Source organism: Lentzea sp. NPDC051838 (assembly GCF_040681245.1).
In the GTDB taxonomy this organism is placed as follows: domain Bacteria; phylum Actinomycetota; class Actinomycetes; order Mycobacteriales; family Pseudonocardiaceae; genus Lentzea.
Genome location: NZ_JBFAYI010000069.1, coordinates 1 through 13292 on the forward strand (window position 1 = coordinate 1; position 13292 = coordinate 13292).

The window sequence follows — 13292 nt, forward strand, 5'->3', positions numbered from 1 at the left end:
CAACAGGCGTGCCATCAACCCGCCGACGGCGCTGGTGGGTCTTTGATCAGATTGGCGGGGTCTGGGGCAGAGCTCCCAGAACGCAACCGGAACACGCCTAAGCAACAGCACCACCTACGGACACGGAACAGGCACCCGCCAGCCCAACCGGGGGACGGCAACGGCAGCCACGCGCCCGCCGAAGGCGGCCACGAAGGCGGCCACGAAGACGGCCACATGATTACCGAGCCCTTACAACTCCCCACAGCCACTGCGAACCACCCCAGAACAGGTGTCGAATAAGAACCATGAAGCCCGCCAAGGCAGCACTGACCGGTCTGCTAGCACTCCTAGCCGCCCTAGCAGCCGGCCACCTGGTAGCAGCCTTCGTAGGCCCATCCGCCTCCCCCTACCTAGCCGTGGGCAACGCAGCGATCGACCTGACCCCGTCCTGGCTGAAGGACTTCGCAGTAACCACCTTCGGCACCAACGACAAACTGGTCCTCCTGACCGGCATGGCGATCGTCCTGGCTGGAATCGGCGCAGCAGCAGGCCTGGCCAGCAGAACCACCCCAACGCCAGGCACAGCGGTAGCCGTAGCTCTAGGCCTAGTAGGCATAGCAGCCGTCCTGACCAGACCAGACGTGGGCCAACTGAGCGTCCTGGCCCCAATGGCCAGCCTCGCAGCAGGCGCCTACACCTTCCGCTACCTGCACAAACTCTCTCAAGAGAGCGAATCTAGCCAGAGCGCATCCCACCAGAGCGCAGCCCAGCAGAGCGCATCCCACCAGGGCACGTCCCCAAACACCCAGCCCACCGAGGACAACTCCCGCCGAGGCTTCCTGATCACCGCAGCCCTATCCGTAGCCGCAGCAGCAGTAGGCCAGTTCTGGGGCAACAGAACAGACGTAGAGGGCAGCAGAACCGCAGTAGGCGACCTGACCCCCAAAACCAAAGCCCCAGAAATCCCGATCAACGCGGACTTCGCCAAAGACGGCACCCCGTCGTTCATCACCAGCGGCAAAGACTTCTACCGCATCGACACGGCCCTGAGCGTCCCCAGAATCCGCGCCGAGGAGTGGACCCTCAGAGTCCACGGCATGGTCGACCGCCCGATGGTCCTGACCTTCGACGAGATCCGAAACCGAGACCTGATCGAAGAAACGGTCACCCTCACCTGCGTCTCCAACGAGGTGGGCGGCCCGTACATCAGCAACGCGAACTTCATCGGCATCAAAATCGGCGACGTCCTCAGGGAAGCCGGCGTCAAGCAGGGCGCGGACCAGCTCTTCAGCACCAGCGACGACGGCTTCACCGCGGGCAGCCCGCTCGACTACGTGCTGGAACGGGGCCTGATCGCCATCGGCATGAACGGCGAGCCCCTGCCGGCGGAACACGGCTTCCCTGCCAGGCTCGTGGTCCCGGGCCTGTACGGCTACGTCTCGGCGACGAAATGGGTGACCGACCTCAACGTCACCACGTTCGCCAAAGAACAGGGCTACTGGATCCCACGAGGCTGGGCCGCCAGAGCGCCGATCAAAACAATGTCGCGAATCGACCGCCCGAAGGGCCTGAGCAAAATCCAGGGCAGAACCACGGTCGCAGGCACGGCCTGGGCCCAGCCGAAGGGCGTGGCCAAGGTGGAAGTCAGGGCAGACGGCGGCCCGTGGCAGGAAGCCGAACTGGGCGCGGACGTCAGCGACAGCACGTGGCGCATGTGGCGCCTGGAACTCGACCTGAAACCGGGCAGCCACACGGTCGAGTGCAGAGCGACCGACAAAAGCGGCTACACCCAGGACCAGGCACGTTTGGACCCGATTCCGGACGGCGCCACCGGGTGGCACTCGATTTCTTTCACAGTCCAGTAGAACGGCGAAGTGGCCATCGCGGGATCCGGTGACAACCTCATGGTGAACCAAGCGCCGGCGACGTCCCGACCGAGAACGCGACCGTGTTCGTGATCGGCGAGGTGCTCACCCCGTAGTGATCAAGAACCGATCCAGCGCTGGTCACAGGCTGTGACCAGCGCTGTCGCGTCTCCCGAGGGGTCGACCAGCCGACTTTGTGCATGCGTTCACAAGCGGTACGGTGTGGGTATCACCAACGCCGCGGGGTCACTGCGGTGAAGCACACCCGGAGGTCGGAGAGCGTGGCATCACAGCGGGGCGAAGGTGAGACGACCACCACCCCTGCGGAGCCTGCCGACAGGGAGCGCGCCCGCGCGATTCCCGAGGCGGCGGTGGCCAGGCTCGCCGTGTACCTCCGCGTGCTGTCCGGCATGGCCGACCAGGGGGTCACGGCCGTCTCCAGCGAAGAGCTGAGCCAGGCGGCGGGCGTCAACGCGGCGAAGCTCCGCAAGGACCTGAGCTACATCGGCAGCTACGGCACGAGGGGCGTCGGGTACGACGTCGAGGTCCTCGTGAGCCACATCGAGCGCATCCTCGGCCTCACCCGCAACCACTCCGTCGCGGTCGTCGGCATCGGTAACCTTGGTCACGCTCTGGCCAACTACGGGGGCTTCCCCGGCCGTGGTTTCCCGGTCACCGCGTTGTTCGACGTGGACGAGGATCTCGTAGGAATCCCTGTTGGGGGCATTCCCGTCAGCCACATCGACGACATCACCGCGGTCTGCCTGGAGCGGGAGGTCTCGATCGGTGTGATCGCGACCCCACCGCCCGCCGCTCAGTCGGTTTGCGACCGTTTGGTATCTGCGGGCGTCCAGTGCATTCTGAACTTTGCACCAGTTGTCCTTCAGGTTCCAGACAACGTCGAGGTGCGCAAGGTTGACTTGGCGGTCGAGATGCAGATCCTGTCGTTCCACGTTGCTCGACGTGCGGACGAAGCTGCGCACGTCTCGGTCGGCAACAACGGACTCGGTGTGGACGGGATGGTGATTCGCCCGTGAGCGTGAGCCAGACGGCTCCGGCAGACGTGGTGAGTGCATGAGTGTGCTCGTAGTCGGTCTGTCGCACCGCACCGCCCCAGTCCCGGTCCTGGAACGCGTCACCGTGGCCGAGCCGAACCTGCCCAAGGTGCTCGGTCAGCTGCTCGCCGCCCCCAGCGTCTCCGAGGCGATGGTCCTGTCGACCTGCAACAGGGTCGAGGTCTACGCCGTCGTCGAGTCGTTCCACGGCGGTATGTCCGAGGTCGTCGACGTGCTCGCGCAGCACGCCCAGGTCGACCCGCAGTCGCTCTACGAGCACTTTTACGTGCATTACGCCGCCGCCGCCGTGGAGCACCTGTTCTCCGTCGCGGCCGGCCTCGACTCGATGGTCGTCGGCGAGTCCCAGATCCTCGGCCAGCTGCGCGGTGCGTACGCGGCGGCGGACGAGGCGGGCACCGTCGGCAAGACCGTCCACGAGCTCACTCAGAACGCGTTGCGCGTCGGCAAGCGCGTGCACGCCGAGACGGGCATCGACCACGCGGGTGCGTCGGTCGTGTCCGAGGCCCTCGGCGACGCGGAGGCCGAGCTGGGCACCCTCGTGGGCAAGCGCGCGCTGCTCGTCGGCGCCGGTGCCATGGGTGGCCTGGCCGCCGCGCACCTGCGCAGGGCGGGCATCGGCGAGGTCGTCATCGCCAACCGGACGCAGGCCAACGGTGTGCGTTTGGCCACGTCGCTGCAGTCGGAAGGCGTGCCGGCGACGGCCGTCGACCTGTCCGCGCTGGCGGGCGAACTCGATCTCGCGGACATCGTCTTCGCATGCACCGGGTCGGTCGACACGGTCGTGCGCGCGGACATGATCAGCACCCGCACGAGCCCTCTCGTCGTGTGCGACCTGGGCCTGCCCAAGGACGTCGACCCGGCCGCGGCCGAGCTGCCGAACGTTCGTGTGGTGGACCTGGAAACGCTGCAGCGCCGCCTCTCGGACGCACCCGCGGGCCAGGACGCGCGGATGGCCGCTCAGCTGGTCGCCGACGAGGTGAAGGCGTACCTCGCGAGCCAGCGCTCCGCCGAGGTCACCCCGACCGTCACGGCACTGCGCAAGCGGGCCGCCGAGGTGGTCGACGCCGAGCTGCTCCGTCTTGATTCGCGACTTCCCGAACTGGACCCCGCGACACGCGGTGAATTGGCCAAGACGGTGCGCCGCGTTGTAGACAAGCTCCTGCACACGCCGACCGTCAGGGTGAAGGAGCTCGCTTCCTCACCGGGTGGTACGGGCTACGCGGAGGCTCTCCGCGAACTGTTCGGGCTCGACCCCCAGACGCCTGGGACGGTCAGCCAGACCAAGAAGTCTTCTGTGGATGGTGAAACGCGGTGACCCGCACCCTACGGATCGGTACCCGAGGCAGCGCACTGGCGCTCGCCCAGACGGGCACCGTGGCCGAGGCGCTCAAAGCTGCCGGAGCACAGGTCGAGATCGTCGTCATCAAGACGCCGGGTGACCTGTCCGACGCGCCCATCGCGCAGATCGGCATCGGCGTGTTCACGTCGGCTCTGCGCGACGCGCTCGCGAACGAAGAGATCGACGTCGCCGTCCACTCCTACAAGGACCTCCCGACCGCGCCGGACAAGCGTCTGGTGCTCGCGGCGGTGCCTCAGCGCGAAGACCCGCGCGACGCTCTCGTGGCGCGCGACGGTCTCACGCTCGGCGAGCTGCCGCCGGGGTCCACTGTGGGCACCGGCTCCCCGCGCCGTGCGGCCCAGCTGGAGGCTCTCGGCCTCGGGCTGGACATCGTTCCGTTGCGCGGCAACGTGGACACCCGCATCGGCAAGGTCAAAAACGGCGAGCTCGACGCCGTGGTGCTGGCCCGTGCCGGCATCGCGCGCCTCGGTCGCACGAGCGAGATCACCGAGAACCTGGAGCCCATCCAGATGCTTCCCGCGCCCGCGCAGGGTGCGTTGGCAGTCGAGTGCCGGATCGACGACGTCGATGCCGAGCACCTGATCCAGTCCACTTTGGACGATTCGGCCAGCCGGGCCGCTGTGACCGCCGAGCGCGCCATGCTGGCCGCGCTCGAGGCGGGCTGCAGCGCGCCGGTCGGCGCGCTGGCCGATGTGGTGGAAGACCTCGACGACGAGGGCAAGGTCGTGTACCGACTTTCTCTTCGCGGGGTCGCAGCGACGCCGGAGAACGATCTCCTCCGCGCGTCCGCCACCGGTGACTTGACCGAAGCTGAGGAGCTTGGCCGGGCGCTGGCCGCCGAGTTGCTCGACCTCGGGGCCGCTGTTCTGAGCGGTCCAGAGGCGTAATCGATGGGGAGTGCCCTGATGACCCGCGCACGCAAGACCCCCGGACGCATCGCCTTCGTGGGCTCCGGCCCAGGCGACACCGGGCTGCTCACGGTCCGGGCCCACGACTTGCTCACCCGTGCGGAGCTCGTGGTCACCGATCCGGACGTCCCTTCGGACGTCCTCGCGACGGTGGCCGAGGGAGTCGAGGTCCGCCCCGCTGTCGGCGAGTCCGCCGACGTGGCCAAGGACCTGGTGAACGAGGCGCGCAACGGCGCGACAGTCGTCCGGCTCGTCGCGGGCGACCCGCTGACGCTCGACTCGGTCGTGAAGGAAGCGCAGGCCGTCGCGAAGTCGACGATCCCGTTCGACGTCGTTCCCGGCGTGCCCTCGGGCACCGCGGTTCCGGCGTACGCGGGTGTCGCGCTCGGTGGCGTGCACACCGAGGTCGACGTGCGCGCGGTGAGCGACTGGGCAGGCCTCGCCGCCTCGCCCGGCACGCTCGTGCTGCACGCGACGGGTTCGCACCTCGCGGAGGCCGCGTCCAACCTGGTCGAGAACGGCGTGGCGTCCCAGACGCCGGTCGCCGTGACCGCGGAGGGCACCGGCTTCCAGCAGCGCACCATCGACACGACGCTGGCCTCGCTGGCTGCCGACGCAGGTGAGCTCAACGGCCCGCTGGTCGTCACGGTCGGTGCCGCCGCCGCCGCGCGTTCGAAGCTCTCCTGGTGGGAGTCGCGGGCGCTGTACGGCTGGCGCGTGCTGGTCCCGCGGACCAAGGAGCAGGCCGGCGCGATGTCGGAGCGTCTGCACTCGCACGGCGCGATCGCCGTCGAGGTGCCGACGATCTCCGTCGAGCCGCCCCGCAGCCCCGCGCAGATGGAGCGTTCGGTAAAGGGTCTGGTCGACGGCCGCTACCAGTGGGTCGTCTTCACCTCGACCAACGCCGTCCGCGCGGTGTGGGAGAAGTTCCGCGAGTTCGGTCTGGACGCCCGTGCGTTCTCCGGCGTGAAGATCGCCTGCGTCGGCGAGGCCACGGCCGCGAAGGTGCGCTCGTTCGGCATCATCCCCGAGCTCGTGCCGTCCGGTGAGCAGTCGTCCGAGGGTCTCCTCAACGACTTCCCGCCCTACGACGACATCCTGGACCCGGTCGACCGCGTGCTGCTGCCGCGGGCCGACATCGCCACCGAGACGCTGGCCGCGGGCCTGCGCGAGCGTGGCTGGGAGATCGACGACGTGACGGCGTACCGCACCGTGCGTGCGGCCCCGCCGCCCGCCGAGACCCGCGAGATGATCAAGTCCGGTGGCTTCGACGCGGTGTGCTTCACCTCGTCGTCGACCGTGCGGAACCTGGTCGGCATCGCGGGCAAGCCGCACGCCCGCACGCTCGTCGCGTGCATCGGCCCGCAGACCGCCGAGACGGCGCGGGAGTTCGGCCTCCGGGTCGACGTGCAGCCCGAGGAGGCGAACGTGCCCGCGCTGGTCGACGCGCTGGCCGCCCACGCCGCCCGGTTGCGCGCCGAGGGAGCGCTGCCTCCTCCGCGCAAGACCAAGCGTCTGCGCCGCAGCTAAATCAGTGAAGCCGTCGGGGCCACTCAAGATTTCTTTGGGTGGCCCCTTCGACTCTCTCGTGACAAGGGAGTCCGCCGTGTACCCACTTCACCGGCCGAGGCGTCTGCGCACGACGCCCGCCATGCGCCGCCTGGTCAGTGAGACCGAGGTGCGCCCCCGTCAGCTCGTTCTGCCCATGTTCGTCAAGGAAGGCCTGGCCGAGCCCGCGGAGATCGCGAGCATGCCCGGCGTCCTGCAGCACACCCGTGACTCGTTGCGGAAGGCCGCGGTCGAGGCGGTGCAGGCCGGTGTCGGCGGCATCATGCTGTTCGGCGTTCCCGCCGAGCGCGACGCCGTCGGTTCCGGTTCGACCGACCCGGACGGCATCCTCAACGCCGCGCTGGGCGACCTCCGCGCGGAACTGGGCGACAGCACCGTGTTGATGTCGGACTGCTGCCTCGACGAGTTCACCGACCACGGCCACTGCGGCGTGCTCGCCGCCGACGGCACGGTCGACAACGACGCGACGCTCGAGGTCTACGGCGAGATGGCCGTGGCCCAGGCCCGCGCCGGTGCTCACGTCGTCGGCCCCAGCGGCATGATGGACGGCCAGATCGCCTTCATCCGCAACGCTCTGGACCAGGCGGGCCTGCAGGACACCGGCATCCTCGCCTACTCGGCCAAGTACGCCTCGGCGTTCTACGGCCCGTTCCGCGACGCCGTCGAGTCGCAGCTCTCCGGTGACCGCAAGACCTACCAGCAGGACCCCGCGAACGCCCGCGAGGCGATCCGCGAGGTGCAGCTGGACCTCGCCGAGGGCGCGGACATGGTCATGGTCAAGCCGGCGCTGCTGTACCTGGACGTGCTGCGGTCCGTCGCCGAGATCTCGGACGTTCCCGTTGCGGCGTACCAGATCTCGGGTGAGTACGCGATGATCGAGGCCGCCGCGCGGAACGGCTGGATCGACCGCGAGCGCTCGATTCTCGAGTCGCTGACGTCGATTCGTCGCGCGGGTGCGGACATCGTGCTGACCTACTGGGCCGTGGAAGCGGCGCGGTGGCTGGACAGGTAGTCGAGGTTCCGAAGCTGATCAACCTCTCGCGCTGGCTCTGGATCGCCAGCGCGGGAGTCGGGATGGTCAGGTTCGTCGCACAGCTCTTCGACCGCGAGACGCTGGTGGCGGAAGCGCGCCGCCAGAACCCCGCGCTCGGTCAGGACCAGATCGACGCGGGCGTCAACGGCGGCGTCCTCTTCGGACTGCTGATCGCGGTCGCGATGCTCGTCGCGTACACGCGGCTGGCGAACACGATGGCCCGCGGCCGGAACTGGGCGCGTGTGGTGCTGACGGTGCTCGGCGCGGCATCCGTCGCGTTCGGACTGTTCCGGCTGGTCGCGTTCGGCAGCGGCGTCGCGGCGTCCCTCGGCGTCGAGATGCGGCCGGTGGACCTCGCCGTCACGTTCGTCACGACGGTCGTGGACACCACCGCGATCGTGCTGATGTACCGCGTGTCGGCGCATTTCAGGACGCGAGTCACGGTGGACAGCGCCTTCCTGCGGTCCTAAGTTCCGACCGTGACGTCTCCGAAGGAATCGGGCACTCCCGGCACGATCATCGCGGGCTACTGGCTCGTCGTGACCGGTGTCGCGTTGAGCGTGCTGGCCGCGTTGTACGTGCTGCTCAACAAGCAGCAGCTGATCGACGCCGGCATCCAGGGCAACAAGGATCCGAACATCACCGCGGACGTGATCGCCTCGACGGTCAACGGCCTGGTGATCGTCTCGCTGGTGGTGACCGTCGTCCTGGGCGGGCTCGGGGTGTGGTTCGCCGGCAAGATCAAGGGCGGGCTGAAGAAGAGCCGGACCGGCTTGATGATCGCGTTGCTGATCGACCTGTTCTTCCAGATGATCACGAACAAGCTCGGCATCGTGACGGTGCTGGTCGCCATCACGGGCCTGGTGCTGTTCTTCTTCCGCCAGTCGTCCGACTACCTGACCGAGCGCGAGCAGACGTCGTGAACGACGCGCCCAGGTCGGTCAGGATCGCCGTCGGAGTGTGGCTCGCGACCGCGGTGTTCGTGCTGTTCACCAACGCCGGCCTGTGGTTCCAGCGCGGTGAGATCGAGCGCTTGAGCAAGAAGTCGCCGGGTGAGGTGACGATCTTCCTCGTCGTGCTCACCGTCATCGCGGTGATCTTCGCCGGTCTCTACGTCTGGCTGACCAGGGTGTTCCTGAAGCGCAGGAACTGGGCCCGGATCGCGTTGTCGTTGATCTCGATCCTGCACATGCTGGTGTTGCTGGCTGTGGGTGTCAGCCCGGCGACCTTGGTCACGCTGCTGCTCATCTGCGTCGCGATCGTCTTCACGTGGCAGGCGCGTACGGCACAGTGGATCGCGGAGGTGCGTGAGCCGTGACCGATCCGCAGAATCCGCCGCAGAGCCCCAGCCCGTGGTCGAACCCCGAGAACCCGCAGTGGCAGAGCCCGCCGGTGAGCTCGTACCAGGTGCAGTCGGTGAACAACATGGGGATTCCCATGCCACCGCTCGGACCCGTGCCGCCGCAGGAGCTCCCGCCGCAGCGTCCGGCGACGATCACGGCGGCGATGTGGATCTGGATCGCGGGTGCGGTGCTCTCCGTGGCGGTGTTGCCGGTCATGTTCCTCACGAACGCCGAGTACTTCCTCGCCTCCGACCCCACGGTGGACCGCACGACCGGTCAGTTCGGCGTGGGGGTTCTGGCGGTGCTGTCCGGTTTCCTGATGCTCGTGGCCGCCGCGCCGTACATCGCGTTCGCGATCGTGCTGCGCAACGGGCAGAACTGGGCGCGCGTGCTGCTCGCCGTCCTCGGGGCGATCGGGTTCCTGTCGACGCTCGGGATCGCGTTCATCGCCCTGGCAGCGGACGTGTGGCAGCCGGCCACCGCGATCGCCATCGTCACGCTCGGGCTGACCGTCGCGGCCGTGGTGCTGCAGTTCCTGCCCGCGTCGAACAGGTTCGTGCGCTAGTGCTGTACCGCGAGTCCGGCAGCAGCTGGTGGCCGATCCTGTGGGGTCCCGCGTTCGCGGTCGCCGGCTATCTGGTCGAGCTGATCACCGGGCCCGCGTCCGCGGCTCTGTGGACGATCGTGGGCCTCGGGCTGACGCTCGGCGCGGTGTTGTGGGTGTACGGGCGGATCAAGACCGGCAGCGTCGAGCTGACGACCGACGAGGCCCAGTTCGGCAGGGAGAAGCTGCCGGTAGCGATGATCGAGGCCTGCCGGGACGTCGGTGCGCCGACCGGTGCGCGGGTGCTCGGCGGCGGCTGGTCGGTGCCGAAGGGGACGGCGGCGGTGCCGTTGCGTCTGCTCGACGGCACCGTGGTGCTGGGGTGGGCGCGCGATCCGGAAGCCTTGCTCGCAGCCCTGCGCCCGGTCGTGAGAGGGTGAGCAACGTGACAGAGGCCGTGACTGAGCCGGAGATCGCCGTGGAGGAGCCCGAGGCGGTGCCACCCGCGGGTCCGAGCCTGCACCAGCCCAAGCGGTGGCTCATCGCCGCGGGTGAGGTCGTCGCGATCGTCCTGCTCGTGTGGCTGGCGGTGTGGTGCTGGAACCGAGGCATCGTCAAGCTCTCGTACCCGATCGACGGCCACGACCTGACCTCCACGCGCTACCACGGCAACTGGATCGGCACCTCCGTCGCGTCGCTCACGCTGGCCGTGATCCTGGCGCTCGACGCGGTGCGGCAGGTCGTGCTGGCCGTGCGCACCCGGCCGCAGAAAGCCGCAGAAGCCGACGTGTGAGACTGGGGTACGTGACTGCGAGTCGATCCCAGGCCCTGTTCGAGCGCGCGTCGACGCTGACCCCCGGTGGGGTCAACTCGCCGGTGCGGGCGTTCCACTCAGTCGGCGGCACCCCGCGCTTCATGGTGCGCGGCGAGGGCCCGCACCTGTGGGACGCGGACGGCAACCGCTACGTCGACCTGGTGGCCTCGTGGGGGCCGATGATCCTCGGGCACGCGCACCCGGACGTCGTCTCCGCCGTGCAGAAGGCCGCTTCCTCGGGCCTGTCGTTCGGCACGCCCACCGAGGGTGAGATCGAGCTCGCGGCCGAGCTGATCGACCGCGTCGAGCCCGTCCGTCAGGTGCGGCTGGTCAACTCGGGCACCGAGGCCACGATGAGCGCGATCCGGCTGGCGCGCGGCTTCACCGAGCGGCGCAAGGTCATCAAGTTCGCCGGCTGCTACCACGGCCACGTGGACGCGCTCCTGGCCCAGGCCGGCTCCGGGGTTGCCACGCTGGGCCTGCCGACCTCGCCCGGCGTCACGGGCGCGCAGGCCGCGGACACCATCGTGCTGCCGTACAACGACATCGAGGCCGTGCGTTCGGCGTTCGCCGAGAACGAGGGCGAGATCGCCTGCGTGATCACCGAGGCGGCGGCCGGCAACATGGGCGCGGTCGCTCCCGGCCCTGACTTCAACGCTTCGTTGCGCGAGATCTGCGATGCCTCCGGCGCGTTGCTGATCATGGATGAGGTCATGACAGGCTTTCGCGTCTCGCGGGCCGGTTGGTTCGGTCTGGAGCGGGTGCGCGGCGACCTCTACACGTTCGGCAAGGTCATGTCCGGTGGCCTGCCCGCCGCGGCTTTCGGCGGCCGCGCGGACGTGATGGCCCGCCTCGCGCCGTCCGGTCCCGTCTACCAGGCAGGCACGCTGTCCGGTAACCCCGTCGCGGTGGCCGCCGGCCTCGCGACCCTGCGCGCGGCGGACACCGAGGTCTACGCGGCACTGGACCGCAACGCCTCCCGCCTGGGTGCGCTGTTCACGTCCGCGCTGACCGAGGCCGGTGTCGAGCACCGCGTCCAGTTCGCCGGGAACCTTGTGAGCGTGTTCTTCGGTTCTTCAGAGGTGAAGGACTACGCGGGCGCGCAGGCTTGTGAGACCTGGCGCTTCCCGCCGTTCTTCCACGCCCTGCTGGAACGAGGCGTCTACGCGCCGCCGTCGGCGTTCGAGGCCTGGTTCGTGAACGCCGCCATGGGTGAAGAGGAGTTCGCTGTGATCGCTGACGCGTTGCCCTTCGCGGCCCGCGCTGCCAAGGAGGCTCGCCAGTGACCCGCACCGTCGTCCATCTGCTCCGGCACGGTGAGGTGCACAACCCGACCGGGATCCTGTACGGGCGGATTCCCGGGTTCCGGCTGTCGGAGCGCGGCGTGAAGCAGGCACTGACCGTTGCGGAGTCGTTGGCGGAGAACGACATCGTGCACGTCGTCGCGTCGCCTTTGGAGCGTGCACAGCAGACTGCCGCTCCTATCGCCGACTCGCATCGGCTGGAGTTGGCCACCGATGAGCGGTTGATCGAGGCCGACAACCAGTTCGAGGGGTTGAAGGTTGCTGTCGGGGACGGGGCGTTGAGGTCGCCTCAGCACTGGCCCAAGCTGATCAACCCGTTCAAGCCCTCCTGGGGTGAGCCGTACATCGAGATCGCTCATCGGATGTTGGGGGCTGTGCAGAAGGCTCGGGCCGCGGCTGAGGGGCATGAGGCTGTTTGCGTTTCGCATCAGTTGCCCATTTGGACTGTGCGGCGGTTCTTGGAGGGGAAGCGGATGTGGCACGACCCTCGTAAGAGGGAGTGCTCGCTGGCCTCTTTGACTTCTTTGATTTTTGAGGGGGAGCAGCTTGTTCGGATTGCTTACTCTGAGCCTGTAGGGGCTACTAATCCTCGGGTGACTGGGGCATGAGGGCATGAAGCGGCTGCTGGTTTTGCTGTTGTTGGCTGTCTCTGGGTGTACCGTTGGGAAGGATGCTGCTCAGGTTGGGGCTGGGGATTTTTATCTCGTGGCTCCTGGGGGGCAGGTCAAGATTCGGTATTCTGGGGCTGATCGGAAGCTGTTGAAGGGGCTCGAGGGGGAGTCTCTTATGGAGGACGGGAAGACCGTTCGGCTTTCTGATTACTCTGGTAAGCCTGTTGTCATCAACATTTGGGGGGCCTGGTGTGGGCCCTGCCGGACTGAGGCGCCTGAGATGCAGAAGATTTTTGATGCCGGTACGCAAGTCATTGGTGTCGACGTCAAAGAAACCGCGAAGTCGCATCCTCAGGACTTCATTCGGGATCGGTCACTGACCTACCCCTCCATCTACGATGGTTCCTCTCGTAGCTTCATCAACGTTTTCAAGGGGCTTCCGGCTAATACTGTGCCGTCTACGTTTGTGGTCGACAAGGATCACAAGGTTGCTGCGGTGTTTTTGGTGCCGGTGTTGGCTTCTGATGTTCAGTCTGTGTTGGATGAGTTGGCCAAGGAATGATTTGGGCCGCCTTCGGCGGCGCGCTCCGGTTGCCGTTGCCGTCTCCCCGTTTCGTTGGCGGCTGGCGGTTTTGTGTTCGTAGGTGGGCGCGTGCCGTAGGTTTCCCGGCGGTTGCGTTCTGGGAGCTCTGCCCCAGACCCCGCCAATCTGATCAAAGACCCACCAGCGCTGCGGGTGGGTTGATGGCACGCCTGTTGCTTACAGCGGCTGCCGGTTGCGTAGGTGCTTGCGTTGGTGGGGTGGGTCCCGTCACGAGTCGCGTCCGAGCGAGCCACACCAGAGGGGTTGGGTCAAGTCGACGAAAAGCGTGTCGACTTGACC

At 67.8% G+C, this 13292-nt stretch carries 15 protein-coding genes; all 15 read left to right on the forward strand.

The genetic code is table 11. The annotated features are described in order from the left end of the window. Window positions 1-287: 287 nt before the first annotated feature. Complete coding sequence (locus AB0M24_RS47710; RefSeq protein ID WP_363781862.1) at window positions 288-1847, forward strand: molybdopterin-dependent oxidoreductase; 1560 nt, start codon at window positions 288-290, stop codon at window positions 1845-1847. Between the two features lie 281 nt (window positions 1848-2128). Beyond that, window positions 2129-2884 carry a redox-sensing transcriptional repressor Rex gene (locus tag AB0M24_RS47715; protein ID WP_363781864.1) on the forward strand — a complete coding sequence of 252 codons (756 nt, stop codon included), beginning with the start codon at window positions 2129-2131 and terminating at the stop codon, window positions 2882-2884. A gap of 37 nt (window positions 2885-2921) precedes the next feature. After that, complete coding sequence (locus AB0M24_RS47720) at window positions 2922-4238, forward strand: glutamyl-tRNA reductase (RefSeq protein ID WP_363781866.1); 1317 nt, start codon at window positions 2922-2924, stop codon at window positions 4236-4238. Continuing rightward, window positions 4235-5170, forward strand: a complete 936-nt coding sequence (hemC, locus tag AB0M24_RS47725; RefSeq protein ID WP_363781868.1) for a hydroxymethylbilane synthase — start codon at window positions 4235-4237, stop codon at window positions 5168-5170. The genes AB0M24_RS47720 and hemC overlap by 4 nt, the downstream gene beginning before the upstream one ends. An 18-nt stretch (window positions 5171-5188) precedes the next feature. After that, the gene (locus AB0M24_RS47730) at window positions 5189-6721 is read left to right on the forward strand and encodes a bifunctional uroporphyrinogen-III C-methyltransferase/uroporphyrinogen-III synthase (RefSeq protein ID WP_363781869.1); all 1533 of its coding nucleotides are present in this window, start codon (window positions 5189-5191) and stop codon (window positions 6719-6721) included. Window positions 6722-6797: 76 nt separating this feature from the next. Then, window positions 6798-7772, forward strand: a complete 975-nt coding sequence (hemB, locus tag AB0M24_RS47735; protein WP_363781871.1) for a porphobilinogen synthase — start codon at window positions 6798-6800, stop codon at window positions 7770-7772. Beyond that, window positions 7757-8263 carry a hypothetical protein gene (locus tag AB0M24_RS47740; protein ID WP_363781873.1) on the forward strand — a complete coding sequence of 169 codons (507 nt, stop codon included), beginning with the start codon at window positions 7757-7759 and terminating at the stop codon, window positions 8261-8263. The genes hemB and AB0M24_RS47740 overlap by 16 nt, the downstream gene beginning before the upstream one ends. Before the next feature lie 9 nt (window positions 8264-8272). Beyond that, complete coding sequence (locus tag AB0M24_RS47745; RefSeq protein ID WP_363781875.1) at window positions 8273-8716, forward strand: hypothetical protein; 444 nt, start codon at window positions 8273-8275, stop codon at window positions 8714-8716. Next, window positions 8713-9111, forward strand: coding sequence for a hypothetical protein (locus AB0M24_RS47750; protein WP_363781877.1), 399 nt, complete (start codon window positions 8713-8715; stop codon window positions 9109-9111). Before AB0M24_RS47745 ends, AB0M24_RS47750 begins: the two co-directional genes overlap by 4 nt. Beyond that, window positions 9108-9701 (forward strand): hypothetical protein, encoded by a 594-nt coding sequence (locus tag AB0M24_RS47755; protein WP_363781879.1) that lies wholly within the window; start codon window positions 9108-9110, stop codon window positions 9699-9701. The genes AB0M24_RS47750 and AB0M24_RS47755 overlap by 4 nt, the downstream gene beginning before the upstream one ends. After that, on the forward strand, window positions 9701-10120 hold the full coding sequence (locus tag AB0M24_RS47760; protein WP_363781881.1) for a hypothetical protein: 420 nt from the start codon (window positions 9701-9703) through the stop codon (window positions 10118-10120). The genes AB0M24_RS47755 and AB0M24_RS47760 overlap by 1 nt, the downstream gene beginning before the upstream one ends. 5 nt (window positions 10121-10125) lie before the next feature. Next, window positions 10126-10473 (forward strand): hypothetical protein, encoded by a 348-nt coding sequence (locus AB0M24_RS47765; protein WP_363781883.1) that lies wholly within the window; start codon window positions 10126-10128, stop codon window positions 10471-10473. 11 nt (window positions 10474-10484) lie between these two features. Next, a complete protein-coding gene (gene hemL / locus AB0M24_RS47770; protein ID WP_363781885.1) occupies window positions 10485-11780 on the forward strand; it encodes a glutamate-1-semialdehyde 2,1-aminomutase in 1296 nt (431 codons plus the stop codon). Then, complete coding sequence (locus AB0M24_RS47775) at window positions 11777-12406, forward strand: histidine phosphatase family protein (protein ID WP_363781887.1); 630 nt, start codon at window positions 11777-11779, stop codon at window positions 12404-12406. The genes hemL and AB0M24_RS47775 overlap by 4 nt, the downstream gene beginning before the upstream one ends. 4 nt (window positions 12407-12410) lie before the next feature. Next, window positions 12411-12971, forward strand: a complete 561-nt coding sequence (locus tag AB0M24_RS47780; RefSeq protein ID WP_363781889.1) for a TlpA disulfide reductase family protein — start codon at window positions 12411-12413, stop codon at window positions 12969-12971. Window positions 12972-13292 lie beyond the last annotated feature (321 nt).

Excerpts from the sequence above, each read along its gene's own strand:
- AB0M24_RS47710 (WP_363781862.1), top strand. The coding sequence starts at position 288 with ATGAAGCCCGCCAAGGCAGCACTGACCGGTCTGCTAGCACTCCTAGCC.
- AB0M24_RS47720 (WP_363781866.1), top strand. The coding sequence starts at position 2,922 with ATGAGTGTGCTCGTAGTCGGTCTGTCGCACCGCACCGCCCCAGTCCCG.
- AB0M24_RS47730 (WP_363781869.1), top strand. The coding sequence starts at position 5,189 with ATGACCCGCGCACGCAAGACCCCCGGACGCATCGCCTTCGTGGGCTCC.
- AB0M24_RS47780 (WP_363781889.1), top strand. The coding sequence starts at position 12,411 with ATGAAGCGGCTGCTGGTTTTGCTGTTGTTGGCTGTCTCTGGGTGTACC.